This is a genomic window from Phenylobacterium sp., assembly GCF_044372605.1.
Classification (GTDB): Bacteria; Pseudomonadota; Alphaproteobacteria; order Caulobacterales; family Caulobacteraceae; genus Phenylobacterium.
Window position 1 is genome coordinate 1 of the sequence record NZ_JBILRO010000027.1, and the last position, 22565, is coordinate 22565.

The 22565-nt window shown below is 65.8% G+C and carries 24 protein-coding genes and 1 pseudogene; 15 read left to right on the forward strand and 10 right to left on the reverse strand.

Annotated elements, in window-relative coordinates; translation table 11 throughout:
* The 4 genes from ACIQ42_RS04230 to ACIQ42_RS04245 all read left to right on the forward strand — a co-directional run.
* On the forward strand, positions 1-334 hold a 334-nt coding region (locus ACIQ42_RS04230; protein ID WP_397420962.1), incomplete at its 5' end, for an adenosylhomocysteinase.
* Between the two features lie 106 nt (positions 335-440).
* Positions 441-1607 carry a 23S rRNA (adenine(2503)-C(2))-methyltransferase RlmN gene (rlmN, locus tag ACIQ42_RS04235; RefSeq protein WP_397420963.1) on the forward strand — a complete coding sequence of 389 codons (1167 nt, stop codon included), beginning with the start codon at positions 441-443 and terminating at the stop codon, positions 1605-1607.
* Between the two features lie 58 nt (positions 1608-1665).
* A complete protein-coding gene (locus tag ACIQ42_RS04240) occupies positions 1666-2085 on the forward strand; it encodes a DUF350 domain-containing protein (RefSeq protein WP_397420964.1) in 420 nt (139 codons plus the stop codon).
* A 17-nt stretch (positions 2086-2102) separates the two neighbouring features.
* Positions 2103-2936 carry a serine protease gene (locus ACIQ42_RS04245; protein WP_397420965.1) on the forward strand — a complete coding sequence of 278 codons (834 nt, stop codon included), beginning with the start codon at positions 2103-2105 and terminating at the stop codon, positions 2934-2936.
* Positions 2937-2940: 4 nt separating this feature from the next.
* Here the strand turns inward: ACIQ42_RS04245 and ACIQ42_RS04250 are convergent, their stop codons facing one another.
* Together ACIQ42_RS04250 and ACIQ42_RS04255 are read right to left on the reverse strand one after the other, a co-directional pair.
* On the reverse strand, positions 2941-4632 hold the full coding sequence (locus ACIQ42_RS04250; RefSeq protein WP_397420966.1) for an AmpG family muropeptide MFS transporter: 1692 nt from the start codon (positions 4630-4632) through the stop codon (positions 2941-2943).
* A gap of 71 nt (positions 4633-4703) precedes the next feature.
* Positions 4704-6260, reverse strand: coding sequence for a response regulator (locus tag ACIQ42_RS04255; RefSeq protein WP_397420967.1), 1557 nt, complete (start codon positions 6258-6260; stop codon positions 4704-4706).
* Positions 6261-6413: 153 nt separating this feature from the next.
* Here ACIQ42_RS04255 and ACIQ42_RS04260 point away from each other — a divergent pair.
* From ACIQ42_RS04260 to ACIQ42_RS04275, 4 genes and pseudogenes are all read left to right on the forward strand, one after another.
* A pseudogene (locus ACIQ42_RS04260) lies at positions 6414-6581 on the forward strand (response regulator transcription factor); the annotation flags it as partial.
* A gap of 124 nt (positions 6582-6705) precedes the next feature.
* Complete coding sequence (locus ACIQ42_RS04265; protein WP_397420968.1) at positions 6706-7044, forward strand: hypothetical protein; 339 nt, start codon at positions 6706-6708, stop codon at positions 7042-7044.
* A gap of 190 nt (positions 7045-7234) precedes the next feature.
* Positions 7235-7594: a hypothetical protein gene (locus ACIQ42_RS04270; RefSeq protein WP_397420969.1), complete on the forward strand. Its 360-nt coding sequence runs from the start codon at positions 7235-7237 to the stop codon at positions 7592-7594.
* A 114-nt stretch (positions 7595-7708) separates the two neighbouring features.
* A complete protein-coding gene (locus ACIQ42_RS04275; protein ID WP_397420970.1) occupies positions 7709-8122 on the forward strand; it encodes a hypothetical protein in 414 nt (137 codons plus the stop codon).
* On the opposite strand, the gene ACIQ42_RS04280 is transcribed toward ACIQ42_RS04275, so the two are convergent.
* The 6 genes from ACIQ42_RS04280 to rdgB form a co-directional block, all read right to left on the reverse strand.
* The gene (locus ACIQ42_RS04280) at positions 8065-9615 is read right to left on the reverse strand and encodes a YifB family Mg chelatase-like AAA ATPase (RefSeq protein WP_397420971.1); all 1551 of its coding nucleotides are present in this window, start codon (positions 9613-9615) and stop codon (positions 8065-8067) included. The genes ACIQ42_RS04275 and ACIQ42_RS04280 overlap by 58 nt on opposite strands.
* A 135-nt stretch (positions 9616-9750) precedes the next feature.
* Positions 9751-10698 (reverse strand): glutathione synthase, encoded by a 948-nt coding sequence (gshB, locus tag ACIQ42_RS04285; protein ID WP_397420972.1) that lies wholly within the window; start codon positions 10696-10698, stop codon positions 9751-9753.
* 65 nt (positions 10699-10763) lie between these two features.
* Complete coding sequence (locus ACIQ42_RS04290; RefSeq protein ID WP_397420973.1) at positions 10764-11135, reverse strand: YraN family protein; 372 nt, start codon at positions 11133-11135, stop codon at positions 10764-10766.
* Positions 11132-11995, reverse strand: coding sequence for a 16S rRNA (cytidine(1402)-2'-O)-methyltransferase (gene rsmI, locus ACIQ42_RS04295; RefSeq protein ID WP_397420974.1), 864 nt, complete (start codon positions 11993-11995; stop codon positions 11132-11134). The genes ACIQ42_RS04290 and rsmI overlap by 4 nt, the downstream gene beginning before the upstream one ends.
* Positions 11996-12042: 47 nt before the next feature.
* Positions 12043-13191: a radical SAM family heme chaperone HemW gene (hemW, locus tag ACIQ42_RS04300; protein WP_397420975.1), complete on the reverse strand. Its 1149-nt coding sequence runs from the start codon at positions 13189-13191 to the stop codon at positions 12043-12045.
* On the reverse strand, positions 13188-13787 hold the full coding sequence (gene rdgB, locus ACIQ42_RS04305) for an RdgB/HAM1 family non-canonical purine NTP pyrophosphatase (protein ID WP_397420976.1): 600 nt from the start codon (positions 13785-13787) through the stop codon (positions 13188-13190). The genes hemW and rdgB overlap by 4 nt, the downstream gene beginning before the upstream one ends.
* A gap of 398 nt (positions 13788-14185) precedes the next feature.
* On the opposite strand from rdgB, the gene ACIQ42_RS04310 reads away from it, so the two are divergent.
* Entirely contained in the window at positions 14186-14734 is a 549-nt protein-coding gene (locus ACIQ42_RS04310) for a DUF2975 domain-containing protein (RefSeq protein ID WP_397420977.1), read from the forward strand.
* 15 nt (positions 14735-14749) lie between these two features.
* On the forward strand, positions 14750-14989 hold the full coding sequence (locus ACIQ42_RS04315) for a helix-turn-helix domain-containing protein (protein ID WP_397420978.1): 240 nt from the start codon (positions 14750-14752) through the stop codon (positions 14987-14989).
* A 260-nt stretch (positions 14990-15249) separates the two neighbouring features.
* On the opposite strand, the gene rph is transcribed toward ACIQ42_RS04315, so the two are convergent.
* Positions 15250-15966, reverse strand: coding sequence for a ribonuclease PH (rph, locus tag ACIQ42_RS04320; RefSeq protein WP_397420979.1), 717 nt, complete (start codon positions 15964-15966; stop codon positions 15250-15252).
* A 146-nt stretch (positions 15967-16112) separates the two neighbouring features.
* Between rph and hrcA the strand changes: the two genes are divergently transcribed.
* From hrcA to dnaN, 3 genes are all read left to right on the forward strand, one after another.
* Positions 16113-17138 carry a heat-inducible transcriptional repressor HrcA gene (gene hrcA, locus ACIQ42_RS04325; protein WP_397399158.1) on the forward strand — a complete coding sequence of 342 codons (1026 nt, stop codon included), beginning with the start codon at positions 16113-16115 and terminating at the stop codon, positions 17136-17138.
* Positions 17139-17152: 14 nt separating this feature from the next.
* Positions 17153-17755, forward strand: coding sequence for a nucleotide exchange factor GrpE (gene grpE / locus ACIQ42_RS04330; RefSeq protein WP_397420980.1), 603 nt, complete (start codon positions 17153-17155; stop codon positions 17753-17755).
* A gap of 169 nt (positions 17756-17924) precedes the next feature.
* The gene (dnaN, locus tag ACIQ42_RS04335) at positions 17925-19043 is read left to right on the forward strand and encodes a DNA polymerase III subunit beta (protein ID WP_397420981.1); all 1119 of its coding nucleotides are present in this window, start codon (positions 17925-17927) and stop codon (positions 19041-19043) included.
* Positions 19044-19201: 158 nt separating this feature from the next.
* On the opposite strand, the gene ACIQ42_RS04340 is transcribed toward dnaN, so the two are convergent.
* Positions 19202-19471 (reverse strand): zinc-finger domain-containing protein, encoded by a 270-nt coding sequence (locus ACIQ42_RS04340; RefSeq protein ID WP_397420982.1) that lies wholly within the window; start codon positions 19469-19471, stop codon positions 19202-19204.
* A gap of 106 nt (positions 19472-19577) precedes the next feature.
* Here ACIQ42_RS04340 and ACIQ42_RS04345 point away from each other — a divergent pair, with 106 nt between their 5' ends.
* Both ACIQ42_RS04345 and mutS read left to right on the forward strand, forming a co-directional pair.
* Positions 19578-20525 carry an ABC transporter ATP-binding protein gene (locus ACIQ42_RS04345; RefSeq protein WP_397420984.1) on the forward strand — a complete coding sequence of 316 codons (948 nt, stop codon included), beginning with the start codon at positions 19578-19580 and terminating at the stop codon, positions 20523-20525.
* A gap of 128 nt (positions 20526-20653) precedes the next feature.
* Positions 20654-22565, forward strand: a 1912-nt coding sequence (gene mutS / locus ACIQ42_RS04350; RefSeq protein ID WP_397420983.1) for a DNA mismatch repair protein MutS, incomplete at its 3' end; no start/stop codon positions are given.

The window sequence follows — 22565 nt, forward strand, 5'->3', positions numbered from 1 at the left end:
GCCCCAGGTCCACCACGTGGAATTCCCTGACGGCAAGAAGATCATCGTGCTGTCGGAAGGCCGCCTCGTGAACCTGGGCAACGCCACCGGTCACCCCAGCTTTGTGATGAGCGCCTCCTTCACCAACCAGACCCTGGCCCAGATGGAACTCTGGCAGAACGGCGCCAACTACGAGATCGGTGTCCACGTCCTGCCCAAGCACCTCGACGAAAAGGTCGCCATGCTGCACCTGGAAAAGCTGGGCGCGAAACTCACCGTCCTGTCCAAGGAACAGGCCGACTACATCGGTGTGCCCACCCAGGGCCCGTTCAAGCCGAGCCACTACCGCTACTAGATCACACTGACGGCGTGGCGGGTCCGAAAGCGGCCGCCACGCCGGACATTTGGAGTGTGGCCCCGGCTCGCCTATATTCGCAGCCCTCTCAGCCAGGGATCATCCATTGGGCGTCACCCTCGATCTCAGCCGCCCGGCGGCCAAACCGCCGGCGACCGTGCGACCTAACCTCTGCGGGATGACGCGCGCTGAACTGGCGGCGGCGCTGGTCGCGGCCGACGTCGTCCCGGCGGCGAAGGCGAAGATGCGCGCCACCCAGCTCTGGCGCTGGATCCATCACTATGGCGTCACCGACTTCGAGCGGATGACCGACGTGGCCAAGGAGACCCGCGCCGTCCTGGCGCAGGCCTTCAACCTGGCCCGTCCCGAAATCGTCGAGCGCCAGGTGTCAAAGGACGGCACACGAAAATACCTGATCCGGCTGGCTCCCGGTATTGAGGTCGAGACTGTTTACATCCCGGACGTGGGCCGTGCTGGCGCGCTTTGTGTTTCCAGCCAGGTGGGCTGCACGCTGAACTGCACTTTCTGTCATACCGGCACCCAGGCGCTGGTGCGCAACCTGACCGCTGCCGAGATCGTGGCGCAGGTCCAGGTCGCCCGTGACGATCTGGAAGAGTGGCCAAGCCCGAAGGAAGATCGCCGGCTCACCAACATCGTCTTCATGGGCATGGGCGAGCCCCTCTACAATCTGGACCATGTGGCCGCGGCCATAGACATCATTGCTGACAACGAGGGCATTGCGATCTCGCGGCGAAGGATCACCGTCTCGACCTCCGGCGTTGTGCCCGAGTTGCACGACCTTGGGGAAAAGACCCAGGCCATGTTGGCCATCTCCCTGCACGCCACAAACGACGCCTTGCGCGACGTTCTGGTGCCGCTGAACAAGAAGTACCCGCTGGACCAGCTGATGGCCGGTATCCGCGCCTACCCGGGCCTGTCCAACGCCAGACGGGTGACGTTCGAGTACGTGATGCTGAAGGGCGTCAACGATACGCCGGCGGAGGCCAAGGCCTTGGTGCAAATGCTGAAGGGTATTCCGGCCAAGATCAATTTGATCCCGTTCAATCCATGGCCGGGCACGGCCTATGAGTGCTCATCCTGGTCCACCATCGAGGCGTTCGCCGCGATCCTGAACCGGGGTGGCTATGCCTCACCGATCCGGACACCGCGCGGGCGCGACATCCTCGCCGCCTGCGGTCAACTCAAGAGCGAGAGCGAGAAACTGCGCGCCAGCGCGCGGCGCAAGATCGCGGTGCCGGCGTCCGACGCCTGATCTCACACCGATACCTACGCCGTGCTATCGCTTGGCTACGCCGTTAAGGGAAAACCGCATGCCGACACCCTCACCCGAGATACAGGCCTTTGCCGCCGGATTTCCGGTCTTTCTGGCCCACTCTGGAGTCACCGTTGCGATCCTGTTTGCGGCCGCAGCGCTCTATGTGCTGCTCACGCCGCATAAGGAAATCACCCTTATTCGCGAAGGAAATACAGCGGCGGCCCTTTCGCTGGCAGGGGTGCTGGTGGGCCTCGCGATCCCGCTAGCCGCCTCGCTGAAGGCCTCGACCAATGTGATCGAGATCGGCCTGTGGGGCGCCGTCACGGTGGTTGTGCAGTTACTCGTCTTCCGGCTGACGGACCTGATCCTTCGAGGACTGCCCAAGCGTATTCAGGAGGGTGAGATCTCTGCCGCCGCCCTGCTGGTGGGCGCGAAGCTGGCCACCGCGCTCGTGATCGCTGCGGCGCGCAGCTAGAATGGCGTTGGGCTGAAATGCGGTTCCCACGACTGCCGGACTGGGTGGTCTATGCAGCGGTGGTCGTGGCGTTGCTGTTCGCAGCGCTCGGCCGCGACGAGCGTACGGACGCACCGCCGCCGCCGCCGCGCAGCAGCGACCCGCTGGGCGAGGCTTTGGGACCTGCTTCACCGTTCGATCCGGCCGTAGTGGTGGACGTGCCGGCCAAGGCGGGTCCCTCAGCCGGCACCGCGTTTTCCATCGCCCGCTCCGGTGTCTGGCTGACGGCACGGCATGTTGTGGATGGCTGCCAGCGCGTGGCGATCGTGGTTGGACCGGGCACCGGGGTTGCGGTGAAGGTGCGGGTCGATCCCAAAGGTGAGGCGGCCATGCTCTACACCGAAGGTGGCGCCGCCCCCTTGCCGCTGGCGCTCAGCGAGCCCCTTCGTCGAGGGCAGCGCGCCTTCCATCCGGGCTTCCCGCAGGGTGAGCCTGGCGAGGCCAGTTCACGGCTGCTGGGGCGGGAAAACCTTGTGGTGCGCGGCAACGGCGCCAGGACCGAGCCGGTGTTGGTCTGGGCCGAGACCGGACGGACCGAGGGCTTGAAGGGCACGCTTGGCGGCCTGTCCGGCGCTCCCGCGCTCGACGCCAGTGGCCGTGTACTGGGCGTAACCATTGCCGAAAGCCCGCGACGAGGCCGCATCTACACCACCGCCCCGGAAGTGGTGAGCGCGACCCTCGCCACAAGCGGCCGCCGCGCGGATAGCGGCGCTATCGGTGAGGCCATCACACCGCAGAACTATTTCTACGTCGCCGACGACCTGCGTCGTGAACTGCAGGTAGCCCAGGTCGTGTGTCTCGACGGAACCTGATCGCCTATTCGCTCTTTGGCGGCGTTCGGGCCGCCACCAGGAACGCCAGGAACACCGCCGCCACGCCCAGCACGGCCGAGTAGAGGAAAAACACCAGATATCCGGCGCCCAGCGCCGCCGGGGTCACCTGGGACTTCTCCAGGGCGCCCGCATAGGCCTGCGGAGGTAGCCCCGAGAAAAGCGTCTTGAGCACCGCCATCGGACCGCCCTGATCCGCCGCCGCCGCCGATCCCTCTACGAGCCGCCCTGATTGCGAGGCGATCAGCTTGCCGGGCAGGGCGTAGAGCGATGAAAACAGCGCGTACTGTGTGGCGGTGAATCCGGCTGAGGTCAGACTGGACATATAGGCGATCAGGCAAGTCCCCGAGATTCCGCCCGCCACATTGTCGATGCCGATGGCAACAAACAGGGCCCAGAGTTCCGGTCCCTGCACCGCCAGCCAGCCAAAGGCGAGATTACTGAGCGGCCCGGCAAAGGCGCCGATCACCAACGCGCGCATCAGGCCGAGCCGCGCCACCGCATAGCCGCCCAGGCCGACGCCGATCACGGTCATCACGACCCCGAACACCTTCCGCGCCTCCGCGATTTCGATCTTGCTGAAGCCCAGGTCCGCATAGAACGGGTTCATGATGTTCAGCACGAAGTCGGAGAGGCGATAGAGGCAGATCAGCGCCAGGATCAGGGCTGCCGTCCCGCGATAGCGCACGAAGAAATCGCGCAAGGGGTCGCCCAGCGCTGCAAACAGATAGACCCCCGGCCGGGTCCGGAATCCGGGGATAGGGCAGACGGCCAGGACGATCACCCCCAGCCCGGCGACGACGGCCAGAAGCTGAACGTAGATGCCTTCCGGCTTCAACGCCCATGCCTCGGTGATCGCGGTACCGGCGTCTGCCAGCCCGACACCTCGCAGGCCCGCCGCTAGAAGCGAAGCGTCAGCGGCAAGGCCACAGCCAAGCAATAGCGCACCCAGAGCAAAGATCGCCAGGCGCCCGGCCCACTCGGGTAGTTCCAGCGCGGGGCGTTTCGGAACGCCGTCGGCGTGGATCGGCCTGATGGCATGCTCCCGCTCCCTGGGCGCGAACAGGACACCGGCGACGCCCAGCAACATCAGTGCGGCCATGACGGCATAGGAGAAATTCCAGCTGTAGGCCTCGGCCAGCAAAAGCGGCGCAGCCCCCGCCACCACCATCGCGACCCGGAAGCCCCACTGATAAGCGGCCGCCATGGCGCCCTGCTTTTCGATGTCAGCCGCCTCGATCCGCCAGGCGTCAATGACGATGTCCTGGGTCGCCGAAACAAAGGCCACGAAGGCGGCAAAGGCGGCCATCACGGCGAGATCCCTGGCCGGATCGGTCCCTGAAATCAGCCAGAGCCCGATCATCAGCAACACCTGAAGGACGATCATCCAGCTGCGTCGGTGTCCGAGCAGATGTGTGAGGCCGGGAACCCGGGTGCGGTCGATCAGCGGCGCCCAGAGAAACTTGAGGGAGTAGGACAAGGTCGCCAGCGCGAAGATCGAAATCACCTTCAGCGACAGCCCAGCTTCGCGCAGCCAAAGCGACAGTGTGTCGAAGATCAACAGGTTTGGAAGCCCGGAGGCAAAGCCCAGCGCCAGCATCACCAGTGCGCGGCGCTCAATGAACACCGCCAGGGCCGCCAGCGCGCCGCGCTTGGTTTCGGAGGCCTCTGCGCTCATGACCTCTCCCGGCTGGCGATGACTTTAGCGCCGAACTTGGCCCGTGTCGGCAGTTCGGTAAAGGCGGCGCGTCAGGAGGTGCGCGCGGCCTTTGGAAAGCCGGGCATCCGGAACGGAGTATTGCGCGGCCTGGCCCATCGGGTGAGCGCCGCGCGCAGGGTGTCAGGCGAGACCGGCTTGACCATGAAGTCATCCATGCCCGCCGCCAGGCAAGCGTGGCGATCATCCTCAAAGGCATTGGCGGTCAGGGCGACAATCGGCGTCACAATTCCCTCGGCGCGCATCTGTCGCGCGGTCTGTTCTCCGGAGAGGCCAGGCATCCGCATATCCATGAGAACCAGATCAAAGGTGCACAGGCGGGCGGCCACCAGCGCTTCCTCGCCGCTGATGGCGTGTTCAACGTCGCAGCCTTCCCGCGTCAACAGGGCGCGAGCCAGCAGGGCGTTGATGGGGTTGTCCTCAACCAGCAGGATCCGGGCGCCGGGCGCGGCGGCGGCGGCAATGCGGTCATCCTCGCGCGGGGTGGCGTTGTCAGGGGCGGACCCTGCCGCCACCAGCACCCGCTCGGCGAGCGAGGCGCGACGCAGCGGCTTGATCAGATAGCCCTGAAACCCCGAACGCCGGTAGCGGGCGATCTGGTCCCGCTCTTCCGGCGCCAGCAGGACGATGGCGGCGCGTTGCAGTGGCGCGCGCAGAGTGGCGCCAGGTCCGGCCAGCCGCGCATCCACCAACACTACATCGCCGGGCCGTGTTCGCGAAATCGCCTCAGGCAAATCGTGAGTGACTATAGCCTCGCCGCCGCAAGCTTCGACCTGGCGTTTCGCGGCCTCGCGAACGATCGGGCTGGGCGATGCAATGCCGATCCGTCGGCCTTTCAAGGGCTGCTCCCGCGGCGTCCCGGGGAGCTCTGGCAGGGCGGCTTCAAACCAGAAGCGGGCCCCACCTGTTGAGGCCTCATCCACACCCACCTCCCCACCCATGGCGTGCGCCAGGCGCCGGGCGATGGCCAGTCCGAGACCTGTGCCTCCCAGGTCTGCGTGTGTGGGGTCCGCCTGGGCGAAGGCTTCGAAGATGTGATCGCGGTCATGCTGCGATACGCCGGGTCCGGTGTCTTCAACGACGAAGCGAATCACGCCGGGGTTTGCAAGGCAGACCGAGATCAACACGCCGCCGGTGCTTGTGAACTTCACCGCATTTCCGGCGAAGTTCAGCAGGATCTGCCGCAGGCGTCCTTCGTCGGCGTGGACCGTGTTCAGTGCGGCCGGGACCGTCCATGCGATCTCCAGGTCCTTCTCGCGCGCGCGGGGCGACAGCAGCTCGGCGACGCCTTGCAAAAGGCCCTCCAGGTTCGTGCGGTCAGCATGGAGTTCCACGCGACCCGCCCCGAGCTTGGCAAAGTCCAGCACGTCATTGACAAGGGTCAGCAGGTGCTGGCCGCTGTCGTGCAAGGCGTGAACATAGGTCTTTTGCTCGGCGGTGAGTCGGGTGCCTTCAAGCAGGCGCGCCATCCCCAATACGCCGTTAAGCGGCGTGCGAAATTCATGGCTTAGCGAGGCCAGTTGTTCGGCGCCGATCTGGGTGCGAGTGGGGCGGCGTTCCGACAGGGGGCGCATGGAGCGTCTGGGCATGGGATCGACGTCGTAATCGCCAATCGCTTAACGATGGGTCAAACGCAGGGTGGAACCGGCTGAAATATCAGCCCTATGGCGTCTGGGCGTAGACGAAACGATCCTGGCGCTGTTTATTGGGGCTGACCGAAGCAAAGGTGCCTCGAGGATCGGATGAAAGCACTGGAGCTTCTGACTCAGCGCGAGCGGGAATGCCTGAGCCTCGTGGACCGGCATTTCAGCTCCAAGCAGATCGCCCGTGAGCTGGGTATGTCCAAGACATCCGTGGATACCTATTGCGACCGCGCCCGCAAGAAACTGGGGGTGACCGATCGTTATACCGCCGCCCGATTGTTGCGCGACGCAGACCTCGATCCTGTCCTGATTGAATCAGGACAGGATACGGTCAGGACAGACGCACAACCTGGAAACTGGCTCGGTGACCCCGCAACAGGCGGAAGCTCCGATGGGTCGGCAACCGAATTTCGAGAACAAAGCTGTGATCGGCCGGGCGCTGCGCCTGCGTCGGGAAATCGACGACTTCGAGACCCGATGGCCAGCTTTGGCGAAGCGGGAAGAATTGCTCCCGGGCTTCTCCTGGTCCCAACTCGAACGGCAGCTGGTGGATCTCTCCGCGACGCCGGCGCAGGCGGACATGGCGCGACACCTGGTCTCGGCTACCCGCAAGCTTGCACCCTTCAAGCCGCCGGAGATGGTGCTTCGGGAAGTTTTGTGCCTGACCTGGGTTCTCCTGGACGAGAACTTCAAGGGCGAGGCCGAGGTTGGTTCCGCCGAAATGAGCTGACGCCGTCAGTTCGGCTTGGCGCCATTCTGGGAATAGCCGCCATCTCGGCGCTCGCGTTTGGCGGCATGCTGGTCGGTTTGCACGCTCTGAGCGACTTAGCACGAAATTTAGCACGCGCCTGAACGGGCTGGTAACGCGCCCCTGCGACCTTTCTCCTGCGACAGAGAATTGTCGCGAGTGGAGAGACTTCATGCTCAAAGAACGTCGCATTGTCGCCGAGCAAGTCGCTGTGGCCCTGTTCGAAGCCGAAGCTGCGATTGATGCCGCCCTCACCAAAACCGCGAGTCTCGCTGGCGCAATGCCCGCAGTGCGTCGCCAGGCCGGCGCTTCGGCTCTCATCGGCCAGGACGCCCTGGAACATGCAAGTCAGGCTCTGATGGCTCTGGCCGAGGCCCGCCGCGCCATTGTCGAGACCCACAAGGAACTCAGCATCGTCCAGGGCCAGATTGGCCTCGGCGCCATCACCATGGGTGGCGATAGCAGGAAGCCGCCGCTGCAAGCGGTGCACGCGGAGCGCATCCGCATGCGCGCTCTCAGGATCGCCTCCTGACGCACTAATCATTTCAACTGGCGCCAGCCTCTGTCAGACTGTGGCCCTCGGCGAAACCGGGGGCTATTTTCCTTGCGTGCTTACCAACTTCCAATCTGGGTCTGGCCTGCGGCCTTGATGATCGTTTGCGGCCTGGCGTTGTGGCGCGGCCGGGACGACGAGCGCCTGGCTGCGGCCGCCACGCTGGCGAACTGGTCGATCACACTTTTAGTGTCCAGGCCGCTGAGTGGGGAAACCCAGTGGCCTGTGTTGGCGGTAGACGCCGTACTTCTTGTTCTGATGGTCTGGCTGGCGCTTCGCAGCAACCGATACTGGCCGCTGTTTTCGGCGGCGTTTGCCTTGTTGATAGTCGTGACCCACATCACCCACGCTCTGGACACCGGGGTCAGCGTGTGGGCCTACCTCACTGCCACGCTGATCTGGAGCTACTTCATCCTCTTCACGATTGGCTACGGTGCGTGGACCGCGCCTTACGTGAGAGCGGCCGACGTGACTGCTGACGCTACGCCCGGCGCGACCCTCCGGTAGATCAACGCCTCCGCCACATGGACGCGACGGATCGCTTCGACGCCCTCGAGATCAGCTATGGTGCGCGCCAGCCGCAAGGTCCGGGTCCAGCCGCGCGCTGACAACCCCCCGGCCTCGGCGGCGCGAGACAGCAGGGCCCGAGCGGAAGCCTCCAGGTCGGCGATGGTTTCCAGCCAGTCACCCTCGGCCAGGCTGTTAATCACCGCAACACACTCGCGCCCTGAAGCCATGGCGCGATCCGACTGCAACCGCCGGGCCTGGGCCACCCGCGCCGCGGCCTCCGCTGTGCCTTCGGACGGCGCCGGCAAGGCCATGTCGGCGGCTGTGACGGGCGGCACCTCCACCTGCAGGTCGATGCGGTCCATCAAGGGGCCGGAAATACGGCCCTGGTAGTCGGTCTGGCAGCGGGGCGCGCGGCCGCAGGCTCCCTTGCCGGGACCACCGTGCCCGCACCGGCAAGGGTTCATGGCTGCCACCAGCTGGAACCGTGACGGATAGCGCACGTGAGCATTGGCGCGCGCCACGACCACCTCACCGGTTTCCAGCGGCTGGCGCAGACTGTCCAGCGCCTGGGTCCCGAACTCAGGTAGTTCATCCAGAAACAGCACGCCGTTGTGGGCCAGGCTTACCTCGCCAGGTTTGGCCTTCAGGCCGCCGCCAGTGAGTGCGGCCATGCTGGCGGAATGGTGGGGACTGCGGAACGGCCTGGCGCGGGTGAGCTGGCCTTTGGCGATGAGTCCCGCCACCGAATGGATCATCGAGGTCTGCAGCAACTCCTCCGCGGTCAGCGGCGGCAGCAGTCCTGGCAGGCGCGCCGCCATCATCGACTTGCCAGAACCCGGCGGTCCGATGAACGAAATGTTGTGTCCCCCGGCGGCGGCGATCTCCAGCGCGCGCTTGGCGTGCTCCTGACCCTTGACGTCGCGCAGATCGGGAACCCGTTCACCGTCCAGCATCTGCCCTGCTTCGGGGGGCGACAACACCTGGGTTCCGCGGAAGTGATTGACCAGGGCGATCAGCGACGGAGCCGCCAGGATCCGCGTCTCGCCCGCCCAGGCCGCCTCCGGCCCGCAGGCCTCGGGGCAGATGAGTCCGAGTCCCATACCTCCCGCCGCCACCGCCGCCGGCAAGGCGCCCGTGACCGCCGTGATCCGGCCATCCAGCGCCAGTTCACCCACCGCCGCCCAGCCCTCCAGCGCGTCGGGCGGGACGATTCCCATGGCCGCCATGATCGCCAGCGCGATCGGCAGGTCGTAGTGGCTACCCTCCTTGGGCAGGTCGGCCGGGGCCAGATTGGCGATGATGCGCCGGGCGGGTAGCGACAGCCCCATCCCCACAAAGGCCGCCCGCACCCGTTCACGACTTTCGGATATGGCCTTGTCGCCCATCCCCACGAGGAAGAACTTTGGATCACCGCGCGTGAACTGGACCTGCACATCGACGCGTACGGCTTCGACACCGCTGAACGCCAGGGTCACAACCCGCGCCGACATGCCTCAACCCCTTGTATCCAGACAAAACTTATCCACAAGACCAACACGAACGCCGGTCCGGATCAAGAACAAAAAAAGAACCTAGGGAGAAAGCGAGACGTTTCCGTGACTTCCCGGCGTCTCTTCCACAACAACCTACGCTCTTGCGCGCAGGTCTTCAATCCGGGCCCACATCACCTCGGTGGCGTCGATCCCCGAGAATCGCTTGAGCGACGGCGCGCCTGTGGGTGAGGTCACGTTGATTTCAGTGAGATACTCGCCGATCACATCGATGCCGACGAAGATCAGGCCGCGCGCCTTCAGCTCCGGGCCAATCGCCGCGCAGATCTCGCGGTCCCGCGCGGTCAAATCAACGGGCTGCGCGGTCCCGCCGACGGCGAGGTTCGATCTGATCTGCCCCTTGTCCGGAACCCGGTTGATGGCGCCCACCGGCTCACCGTCAACCAGCAGGATCCGCTTGTCGCCCTTGGTCACCATGGGCAGGAATTTCTGGACGATCACGGGTTCGCGGCCCAGTTCGGCATGCAACTCCAGCAGGGTGTCGAGATTCGGGTCATCCTTCAGATGCCGGGTCACGCCGGAGCCGCCGCGGCCGTTCAATGGCTTGAGCACGATGTCACCGTGCTTTGCGCGGAAATCCATCACTGCGGCCCTGTCCCAGGTGATCAGGGTCGGCGGCTGAAGCCCGGGGAACTTCGTGACGAACAGTTTTTCCGGGGCGTTGCGCACCTCAACCGGATTGTTCACCACGAGGGTTTTCGGGTGCACGGCCTCAAGAAAGAACGTGGTGTCGATGTAGTGCATGTCGAAGGGAGGGTCCTGGCGCAGCAGGATCACATCGAACTCGGTCAGCTCGACCTTTCGGAAGTCTCCCAGCACGGCGTGATCGCCCGCTGAGCGCTTTACCGTGACATCCCGGCCTCGCGCGAAGACCCGACCATCTTCCATCGCCAGAGTCTCGGCAACGTAGACGAAAAGCTGATGGCCGCGCGCCTGGGCGTTTTCCATCATAAGGAAGGTCGTATCGCTCTCGATGTTGATGCCCTCGATGGGGTCCATCTGGACGGCGACCTTCAGTGACATACGCAGCTCCCCCCTTTGGCAATCTCTCCGACATAGGCGTTCGTGCCGGCTAAGGCTACCCGGCCTCAGACGCCTTTCCATGCATCCGGAATGTGCAGCGGCAGGCGACCCGGCGCCAGGGCGATCAGGTCCAGCCGTACGGCGCAATCCCGAAGCGCCGGGCGGGCCAGGGCGAGCTGGACGCCAGCCCGCCGCAATCGCTCGCGCTGATCTGTACCAACGGCCTCAAGTGCGGTTTCCAGTTCGGTCCGGCTCTTCACCTCCACCACCGCCAGCACATCACCGCGCTTGGCCAGGATGTCGATCTCGCTGATGGGAGTCTTCAGGCGAAATCCCAGGATCCGGTAGCCCCGGACCATGAGCCAGACCGCCGCCCATACCTCAGCCCGCCGTCCCGACCGACGCGCGGCCAGACCACGGTCGGCGCGGCGCGTCACCGCTTCAGTTCCATGGCTCGGCGGTAGAGATCGCGGCGGGAGAGGCCCAGCGCCTTGGCCACCTCCGATGCGGCCTCGGCGGGTTTGAGGCGGGTCAGGGCGTCCGCCAGCGCGGCGTCGGCATCGGCGGCCGAGGCCTCGGTCTCGCGACCTGGGCCGACCAGGATGACGATCTCGCCCCTGGGCGCGTCCAGCCCAGGATCCGCCGCCAGGGCGGACAGCGGGCCGCGATAGATCGTTTCGTAGAGCTTGGTCAGTTCGCGACAGACCACGGCCTCGCGGTCTCCCAATACGGAAACCATGTCCGACAGGCTGTCGGCCAGCCGGGAGCCGCCCTCATAGAAGACGAGGGTGGTGCGGATGCCTGCGAGTTCTTCCAGGAACGTCCTGCGCGCGGCGCTTTTCGGCGGCGGGAACCCCGCGAACAGAAATCGGTCGGTGGGCAGCCCGGCCGCCGAAAGTCCGGCGATCAGCGCCGACGCCCCCGGTATGGGGATCACCGCATAGCCCTCGGCGGAAGCTTCGCGAACCAGCCTGTAGCCGGGATCGGAGATCAGGGGTGTGCCAGCGTCGCTTACCAGCACGACGCGCTTGCCCTCCGCAAGGGCGGCCAATGCCCTGGGTCTGGCGCGCTCCGCAGCGTGCTCGTCGTGTCGTTCCAGCTTTGCCGAAATCCCGTAAGCGTGCAGCAGTTTCCCGGTGACGCGGGTGTCTTCGCAGAGCACCAGGTCGGCCTGCGCCAGCACGTCCAGCGCGCGCAGCGTGATGTCGCGCAGATTCCCGATCGGTGTCGCCACCACATACAGGCCGGACGCCAGCGGGGTTTCATTCAGGGCCGGCAGGACAATCGGTGTAGCCATGAGCGCAGGGTTCGCCGGTTGGGCGGCGAAAGGCAAGCCGCGCTGTATCAGGCCGTCGCCAGCTCGGTGGTCAGCCGATCCAGCACCCGGCGACCACTCGCCGTGGCTCGCAGCCTGTCCGGGTCGGCGGCCAGGAGCCCCAGTTGAACGAAGTCGCGGACCCGGGGGTGATCCCGGGTGAGGCCCAGGATCGCGACCTCCTCGAAAGCCACGCCTTCAAGAATCCGCAGGCCGCTCAGCAGGCGCTCCTCGGCGGCGTCCTGTGCGGTGAGGGTGTCGCGCGCCGAGAACCCCAACCCGGTTTCGGCCACCAGGCGGAGGTAGTCGGCCGGGCGATCCGGCGCCACCGTGGCCACGCGAGCGCCATCCAGAGTCAGGCGACCGTGGGCGCCGGGCCCGACGCCGACATAGTCCAGACCCCTCCAGTACACGAGATTATGCCGCGATCTCGCCATAGCCCCCCGCGCATGGTTGGACACCTCATAGGCTTCAAACCCCTCGGCCTCGAGAACGCTTTGGGTGATGTCGTAAAGGTCGGCGGCGAGGTCTTCACCTGGCGGTCTGAACACCCCGCGTCGAACCGCCCGATCAAAGGCTGTCCCTGACTCTATGCTGAGCTGATAGGGCGATATGTGCTCACCGCCCAGGGCGATGGCGTGACGCAGGGTAGCGATCCAGCCCTCTGACGTTTGGCCCGGCAGGGCATAGATCAGGTCCAGCGAAAGGCGCGGGAAGGTCGCCCCCGCGACCTCCGCCGCCCGCCGGGCCTGTGCGGTGTCATGATTGCGCCCTAGGAATGTCAGGGCCGCGTCATCCAGCGCCTGCAGGCCCAGCGACAGGCGGCCCACACCGGCGTCGGCGAGCGCGCTGAAGCGCGCCGCCTCGGCATCCGTCGGATTAGCCTCAAGGCTGATCTCCAGATCGGCAGCCGGGGTCCACAGCGCTCGGGCCGCGGCGATGATGTCCGCAGCCTGGCCCGGGTCCATGAGCGAGGGTGTGCCGCCGCCAAAGAAGATCGATACAAGTTCACGCGGACCGGTCAGCGTCGCCTGGGCCTTAAGGTCCTCGATGATCGCGCGGGCAAGGTCAGACGCCTCGGTCTCACGGCCCCTGGCTCTGAAGACATTGAAGTCACAGTAGGGGCAGATGCGGGCGCAATAGGGCCAATGCACATAGACCCCGAGCGGCGGGGTCAAAGCAGGGCGGCCTTCAGTTTCACGAAGGCCCGCGCGCGGTGGCTCATGCCATCCTTGGTCCGGGGCGCCATCTCGCCAAAGGTCAGATCGTGGCCTTCCGGAATAAAGATCGGGTCGTAGCCAAACCCGAGATCGCCTCTGGGCGGAAAGGTCAGCGTCCCGTCCACCCGCCCCTCAACGACCACCGCGGGCCCCTCTGGCCAGGCCACAGCCAGCGCCGACGTGAACCAGGCGGACATGTCGGTAGCCCCGGTCTCCTCAAGGCGTGCGCGAACCTTTTCCATCGCGACGCCGAAATCCTTGCCCGGCCCGGCCCAGCGGGCCGAATAGACGCTAGGCGCCCCGCCCAGCGCCGTGACTGAAAGCCCGGAGTCGTCCGCCAGCGCGATCAGACCCGAGGCGTCTGCGGCGGCCCGCGCCTTCAGCATGGCGTTGCCCACAAAGGTGGCCTCGGTCTCCTCCGGCTCAGGCAGGCCCAGCTCGCCGGCGGCCACCAGGGTAAAGCGACCTTCCAGGATTTCTGCCAGCTCGCGCGCCTTGCCGGGATTGTGGGTCGCCACCACCAGCCGCGTGCCGGGCTCCAGAACTAACGACACTGATTCACTCCGCGTTGACCTCGCCGGGACCATAGCCTCCGCCGGTGATGTTGCATTGCAAAAGTTTAATATCGTTACTCGATGTTCATTTGATCGAAAAGCAATGCAGCCGTATCGATAAGCACATCGGGGCGCGAAGCTTCGAACATTAACTCGCTGCAATGCAGCATAGAAAACGGAGCTACCCCTATGTTCTCTCAAGCCATGTCCATCCTCGACCGCGTCGCCGTGACCTTCGTCGTCATCCTCGCTGGCGCGCCCATCCTGGCCATCGCGGCCAATGCGGCCTTCCTCTAAGTCGCGACCCTGATACTTATGGGCCTCGTCCGATCCGCCCCGGTTGCCGGCCTGACCCGGCGCGGCGGCGGATCCAGACGCACGAATGGGAGCCGTCGACATTGCGCGCCATGGGACCCGGCTCGGTTTCGAGCTTTCTGAAAGTCATCCTGGACGTCGTTTTCGCCGCCCTCTGGACCAGCCTCGCGATCCTCAGTGTTGTGACGTTGGTGGCGCTGCTGGTCAGGTTCAATCCTGATCTCGTGATCGGCCTTCGGGCTGGCGCCGATGGCGCTCCAAACGCCGACATCACAAAGCTTCTCGCCAACGGCGCAAACATTCTGCGCGCCCTGGCGTCCGCGGATCTTTATCTTGCCGCCATCCTTGTGATCGTGGGATCGCTTCGGCGCATCTTCACGACATTGACAGCCGGCGACCCTTTTCATCCCGACAATGTGGCGCGCCTGCGGCTGATCGGCCTGATGCTGGCCGCGCTTGAGCTGGGCCGCTACGCCTTCTGGGCGTTGAGCGTGTGGGTGTTTCCGGGCCTTGATCGCGTGGAGCCGTCGCTCAGCCTAACCGCCTGGTTTTCCGTTCTGGTCGTCTTCGTCCTGGCGGAGGTGTTCCGCGAGGGCGCACGCCTGCGCCGCGAAGCCGAACTGACCATCTAGCGGAGAACCTGGAGTATGCCGATCCGCGTCAATCTCGACCGCGTCCTGCTGGACCGCCGGATGTCTCTCACCGAACTGGCCGACCGGGTGGGGGTGACCATCGCCAATCTGTCGATCCTGAAGACCGGCAAGGCCCGCGCCGTTCGGTTTTCGACCCTGGCCGCGCTCTGCCGGGAACTGGACTGTCAGCCCGGCGATCTGCTGATCCATGAGGCCGGCCCAGAAGATGGTCCGCTGGACGACGAACCCGACTAGCGTGATGTTGCATTGCAGCAACTGTACCCTGCAATGCAGCGGTCACCACCGCAAATCTGGCAAAAAACCTTGATTTGCCAACATCTCGAGCCCATCTCGCCCCCATTGCAATGCACAACGGAGGCGTGACACACATGGTCGCCCTGATCGAAAAACTCCTGGATGCGATGTTCGCGCCGCTGGCGCGCGAACTGGAGCGCCTGCCGGCCTCGGCCATGCGCTTCTACGTATTCTTTTGAACCTGATGCGCGCGGTCGGGCTTAACCCCCGACCGCCGCCTTCTGCAGCGCGCACAATTCGCCGATACCCTTGCGGGCCAGTGAAAACAGTTCGTCAAACTCTCCCTGGCTGAACCCGCGCTTCTCGCCGGTCGCCTGAACCTCAACAATCGATCCCGAGCCGGTCAGCACGAAGTTGGAATCCGCCTCGGCGTTGGAATCCTCCTCGTAGTCGAGATCCAGCACCGGCGTTCCATTGAAGATCCCGCAGCTGACGGCCGCCACCTGGTCGAGGATCGGGTCGGTGGTGATCACGCCCTCATCCAGCAGGTATTTCGTTGCCAGCCTGAGCGCCACCCAGGCGCCGGTGATGGAGGCGGTGCGCGTGCCGCCGTCAGCCTGCAGCACATCGCAGTCAACGGTAATCTGGCGCTCGCCCAACGCCTTCATGTCGGTGACGGCCCGGAGCGATCGGCCGATCAGGCGCTGAATCTCCTGGGTGCGGCCTGACTGCTTGCCCTGCGCCGCCTCGCGTCGGCCTCGCGTGTGGGTCGCGCGCGGGAGCATGCCGTACTCTGCTGTCACCCAGCCCTGCCCCTTGCCGCGTAGAAATCCGGGAACGCCTTCCTCCAGACTGGCCGTCACCAGCACCTTGGTGTGCCCGGCTGTGATCAGACACGAGCCCTCCGCATAGCGGGTGACCGCCGTCTCCAGGGTGATGGGTCGCAGCAGTTCGGGAGTGCGTTCGGAGGGGCGCATGGCAAAGACTCTTGAGGGCGCAGCTTGCGCCGCTGAGGGTCGCGCTTATCCTGTATCAGGAAGGCCCCGTCCATGGGGGCCGCGAGGGACCCCTGCCGCATCCCGTGACTCCATCCCTGTTCGCCCGTGGCCCGTCGCTTGTCGATATGGACGCCCGCGCCCGCGACATATTCCGCCGCATTGTCGAAGGCTATCTGGAAACCGGCGAGCCGGTGGGCTCGCGCACCCTGTCGCGGGGCGGGGTGTCGCTGTCGCCCGCCTCGATCCGCAACACCATGCAGGATCTGACGCAATTGGGCCTGCTTGGCGCGCCGCACTCCAGCGCCGGACGTCTGCCGACACATGCTGGCCTGCGCCTTTTTGTCGACGGACTGCTGGAGGTGGGCGACATCGGCGGCGATGAGCGCCGCGAAATTGAGACCCGGCTGCTCGCCCATGGCCGCAACTACGAGGATGCGCTGAACGAGGCTTCGGTGATCCTGTCGGGGCTGGCGGGCGGCGCGGCGGTCGTGGTCACGCCCGTGCGTGATGCGGGCGTCAGCCACGTGGAATTCGTGCCGCTGTCCGGCGACCGGACGCTGGCGATCATGGTGTTTGACGACGGGGTGGTGGAGAACCGGCTGATCCGCCAGCCTGCCGGCGTCACACCGTCGGCCCTGCAGGAAGCCTCCAACTTCCTCAACGCCCGCATGCGTGGCCGCACACTCGGCGAAACCAAGGCCGATCTTCGCGGCGAACTGGATCTGGCCCGTCGCGAACTCAACGACACTGCCGCGCGGCTGGTCGAGGATGGCCTGGCGGCCTGGGGCGGCGGCGAGGCAGCTGACCGCGCCCTGATTGTTCGCGGACGGGCTAACCTGCTGGAAGATACCCAGGCCATCGATGACCTGGAACGCGTGCGTTCACTGTTCGAGGATCTGGAGCAGAAAGAACAGCTGATCGGCCTGCTGGATGGGGTGCGCGACGGTCAGGGCATGCGAATCTTCATCGGGGCTGAAACGCGGTTGTTCTCGCTTTCGGGTTCCGCTGTGATCGCAGCGCCCTATATGACGGGCTCACAACGGGTGGTCGGCGCGATCGGCGTGATCGGGCCCGCCCGCCTGAACTACGCCCGGGTCATCCCGCTGGTGGACTATACCGCCCGCGTTCTTGGCCAGGTGATGAACACATGAAGAATTGAGACGAGATGTCCGAGAACGATACCCCCGCAAACTGGGAAGCCGACACCCCCTCCATCGATGCTGAGGTCGAAGCGTTGCAGGTCGAGGTTCAGGCGCTGAAGGAACAGGTGCTGCGCTACGCCGCAGACGCCGAGAACACCAAGCGCCGCGCCGAGCGTGAGGCGAATGACGCCCGAGCCTATGCCATCCAGAAGTTCGCCACTGATCTGCTGCGCGTCGCCGACAACCTTGACCGCGCGACCTCCGCTGCCCCGACCGAGAGCGGCGATCCTGCGGTAAAGAACTACGTCATCGGCGTGGAGATGACCGCCAGGGAACTGCTGGCTGCCTTCGAGCGCAATGGCCTCAAGAAGATTGATCCGCCGCAGGGCGAGAAGTTTGATCCCCACAAGCACCAGGCCATGATGGAGCAGCCGGGCACCGATGTCTCGCCCGGCGGCGTCGTTCAGGTGATGCAGGCCGGCTACGAACTCCTGGGCCGGCTGGTTCGCCCGGCGATGGTGGTGGTGGCGGCCAAGGCGCCTGCGCCCGCTGCGCCGGCGAACCCCTATGCCGGGGATGAAGCCGAGGGCCGTGACGCCGGCGCTAGCTTCGATACCCGGGCCTGAACGGTCCCACCCATAGCCCGCGCGCCGCCTGTCCACAGGCGCCTGGAATCTCTGGGGCAGGGGGACTTCCCCGCTCCGGCGTTTCCGCTAATGTCGCAAGTCCCTTTCAGATCGGGGCGCGGGCGAGCCAAGGTGATTCGTTTGCGCGTGTAGGCGAGTCGGGACCGACATGAAGCTGACCATTGAACGCGCCGCCCTGCTTCGGGCGCTGGGCCACGTGCAGAGCGCCGTCGAACGGCGCAACACCATCCCGATCCTGTCGAACGTGCTGTTGTCGGCCAACCGCGACCGGTTGACCTTCTCGGCCACGGACCTGGACCTGGAGATCATCGACGAGGCCTTGGCCCAGGTGGACCAGCCCGGCCAGATCACTGCGCCGGCGCACACTCTCTATGAGATCGTGCGCAAACTGCCGGAGGGCGCCGACGTTTCTCTCAGCTTCACCGGCGAAGACCCGCGCCTGACGGTGGCTGCCGGGCGCAGTCGCTTCAACCTGCCGGTGCTTCCGGCCGGCGATTTCCCGGTGATGTCGTCCGAAGGGTTCACTGGCCGCATGTCGGTGGATGTGAACGACCTGATCCGGCTGATCGACAAGACCCGCTTCGCCATTTCCGGCGAGGAGACCCGCTACTATCTGAACGGCCTCTACCTCCACACCGTGATGATCGACGGGCAGGCCCGCCTGCGCGCCGTGGCCACCGACGGCTCGCGTCTGGCGCTTGCCGACATGCCCGCACCGGAAGGTGCCGTCGGCATGCCGGGCGTGATTGTGCCGCGCAAGACCATCAACGAGGCCCGTCGCCTGCTGGAGGACGCCGGCGAAAGCGTCGACGTCCAGATCAGCCCCCAGAAGATCCGGCTGGAGCTCAGCGGGGCCGCCCTGACCTCGAAGGTCATTGACGGCAACTTCCCGGACTATGGACGCGTCATCCCCAAGGACAACCAGCGCACGGTGATGGTTGACGCCAAGGTTTTCGCCCAGGCCGTCGACCGCGTCGCCACCATCTCGGCCGAGAAGAGCCGGTCCGTCCGCATGGCCATCGAAGCCGGTCGGGTCGTGCTCACCGTGCGCAACATGGAAGCCGGTCAGGCGGTCGAAGAGCTCGAGATCGACTATGACGGCGACCCCTTCGAGCTGTCCTTCAACGCTCGCTACCTGATGGACATCACCGACCAGATTTCCGGCGGGAGCATGGAGCTGCGGTTTGGCGGCCCGAATGACCCGGCCCTGGTGCTGGATCCGGGCGATGCGGATGTGCAGTACATTCTGATGCCGCTGCGGGTGTAGGGTCTGGATGACCTCGCGTATCTGACCAAGGACACCCGCTGGACTGCCCGGCCGGCGCCGCCAACTATTTCCACTTCAGCATCGAGCCTGAGACAATCCAGCTTGCGCGCGCCTGGTCCTGACGCGACGGACTCACGGCCCGTTGCAGACCCATTGGCTCAGTGCCCGCCGGATCCTTCGTAGACGCCGGGCGCCGTCTGTCCAGGGTCCGCGCTGGTCGCGGGCACGAAACGGCGATCGCAATAGGGGCACTCCACGTAGGCTCCCTCGCCCATCTCCAGCCACACGCGCGGATGGCCCAACGCCCCGCCGCCGCCATCGCAGGCGATCCGGTGGCTATGGACGGCGATCACCTCGGGCGCAGGCCCGAGGACCGATGTGGCCGGCTGAGCGGACGCCGGAGATTTTGCAGCAGCTTTGCGGGCCATGATCTTCGTACCTTGCGAGCCAACCGCTTGGCGCGGCGCAGGCTGGCCTCTAGGTATGCGACAGCGGCTTTCGTCGTCAACGCACCACGCCAAGTTCAGGACCGCCATGGACCTTCCGGAATACGCCATTGAGGCCAGGGGCCTGACGAAGACCTATGCGGCGACCAAGACGACGCCGGAGATGCAGGCCCTGAAAGGGATCGATCTTGCTATTCCACGTGGCTCGATCTTCGGACTTCTTGGACCGAACGGGGCGGGCAAGTCGACCTTCATCAACATATTGGCCGGCCTCTGCCAGAAGACGGCCGGCGAGGTCCTGATCTGGGGCCGAGATATCGATCACCGACCGCGCGACGCGCGGGCCGCCATCGGGGTGGTGCCGCAGGAGATCGCCGCCGACCCTTTCTTTACGCCGAAAGAATCCATGGAAGTGGCGGCTGGTATGTACGCGGTGCCGAAGTCCGAGCGGCGCACCGATGAACTGCTGGCCGCGCTGGGCCTGTCCGACAAGGCCAACGCCTATGTGCGCCAGCTTTCGGGCGGCATGAAGCGCCGGCTGATGGTGGCCAAGGCCATGGTGCATAACCCGCCGGTGCTGATCCTCGACGAGCCCACCGCGGGGGTGGATGTCGAACTGCGCAAGCAGCTCTGGAATTATGTGCTGGAGCTGAACCGCAAGGGTGTGACGATCGTGCTCACCACCCACTATCTGGAAGAGGCCCAGGAGCTTTGCGACCAGATCGCGATCGTCAACCGGGGCCAGGTCGTGGTCTGCGAACCCACGGCGACATTGCTCCAGCGGATGGACACTCGGATGGTGCTGGTCACACCCGATCAACCCCTGGCGGCCGCACCGGCTCTGGCGGGCTTCGAGACCAAACTGCTGAAGGCCGGCGGCTTCTCGGTGACCTACCGTACAGGGCAGTCCAGTGTGGAGCAGGTACTGGCCGCCGTCCGCGCCGCCGGGCTGCACATCAAGGACATCTCCACGGAAGATCCTGATCTGGAGGACGTGTTTGTGTCCCTGACCTCGGCCAACTCCGTCGCCGCCTGAGGCTCAGCCGGAACAATCAGAAATCGTGTATCGTTGGGTTCGCCGGGCATCCATCCACAGCTTGGCGTTCGACCGCGACGCTTCAAGGGGTGCGGGCCGCAGCGTCATCCTTTAGCGTCGGCTCGTTCATGAACGCCCAAACGCCCCCTTCGCCAGACGCCGCCGGCGCCACGCCTGTGATGGCCCAGTATTTCCAGGCCAAGGCCAGCCAGCCGGATGCGCTCGTATTCTTCCGCATGGGTGATTTCTACGAGCTCTTCTTCGAAGACGCCCAGAAGGCCGCCGCAACGCTCGGGATCACGCTTACGGCGCGCGGCCAGCATGGCGGATCGCCGATCCCCATGGCCGGCGTGCCCGCCCACGCCATGGAAGCCTACCTCGCCAAGCTGATCCGGGCGGGCTTCAAGGTGGCGGTCTGCGACCAGCTCGAGGACGCAGAGACCGCGAAACGGCGGGGCGGCTCCAAGGCCGTGGTGCGCCGCGATGTCGTGCGGGTCGTGACGCCTGGCACGCTCACCGAGGACGGTCTGCTGGATGCGCGAGGATCCAACCGGCTGGCGGCGGTGTCGGTGCGGGCCGGGTCGGCGGCGGTGGCCAGTGTCGAGCTTTCCACCGGCGAGGTAGAGTGTTTCGCCATCACGGTGGGGGGCCTCGCCTCGGCGCTGGCGGCGCTGGGGCCTTCTGAGATCCTGGTTCCGGACCGGCTGTTCGCGGATGCTGCCGTCTCCGACGCGCTCAAGGCGGCGGGTGGCTTCGTGCAACCCATGCCCGGCGCGCTCGCCGAGCCCGGAGCTTCCGAGGCACGGTTAATGCGGCTTTACGGCGTCGACACCCTCGATGGCTTCGGTACCTTTTCGGGCGCCGAGATTTCGGCTCTGGGTCTGATCGCAGCACATCTGGAGACCACCCAGGCGGGCCGCGTCCCGGTCCTGTCGGCCCCGCGCCGCGCGGGAGAGGCCGATGTGATGATCATCGACCCGGCCACCCGCACCAGCCTGGAGATCGAACGCGCGACCTCGGGCGCCCGCGAAGGCTCGTTGGCGGCGGCCATTGACCGGACGGTCACATCGCCAGGCGCACGGCTGTTGAGCGCGCGCCTGGCGCGGCCCCTGCTGGATCCTTCGGCGATCGATGTGCGGCTGGATTCCGTCGCCTGGTTCTGCGAACGGAGACCACAGCGTCAGCGCCTGCGTGAGACGCTAAGGGCCATGCCGGACATGGCCCGCGGCCTGTCCCGACTGGCGCTGGGCCGGGGTGGTCCCCGTGACCTTGGTGCGCTGCGCGACGGCCTTGGGATCGGTGAGGCGGTCTGTGGCCTGTTCGCCGATGCGCGTGAGCCCTTGGTCCAGCTGCCAGCCGAGATTGTCGCCGCGGTTGCGGGGCTTGACCTCAACCTTCTGTCCCAACTTGCGGCCTTCCGGGACCTGTTGGTCACCGGTCTGGGTGCGGATCTGCCGGCCTTGACCCGGGACGCGGGGTTTGTCGCGCCCGGGGTCCGGCCCGAGCTGGACCAGGCCCGCGCACTTCGCGACGACAGTCGACGTGTGATCGCCGCGCTCGAAGCGCAGCTGGCGGGCGAGAGCGGCGTTTCCCTCAAGATCCGCCACAACGCCGTCCTGGGCTATTTCGTCGAGACCACGGCCAGGGCGGCCGAGCCCCTGATGACTGCGCCGCTGAACGCGACCTTCATCCATCGGCAGACGCTGGCCAATCAGGTGCGCTTCACCACGGTCGAACTCGCTGAGCTCGACGCGAAGATCGCCCAGGCCGCAGAGCGGGCGCTGGCCATCGAACTCGAAACCTTCGAAGCCTGGAGATCGGCGGCGATCGACGTGGCCCGCCATATTCTGGGCGCAGCACAGGCTGCCGCGACGCTCGATGTCGGCGCGGCCCTCGCCGAGTGGGCCGACGATGTCGGCGCCACACGCCCGATCCTGGATCGATCCACCGCCTTCGAGGCCGAGGCGGCCCGCCATCCGGTGGTGGAGGCTGCAGTGCGAAGGGCAGGCGATGCGTTCACGCCCAACGATTGCCGACTGG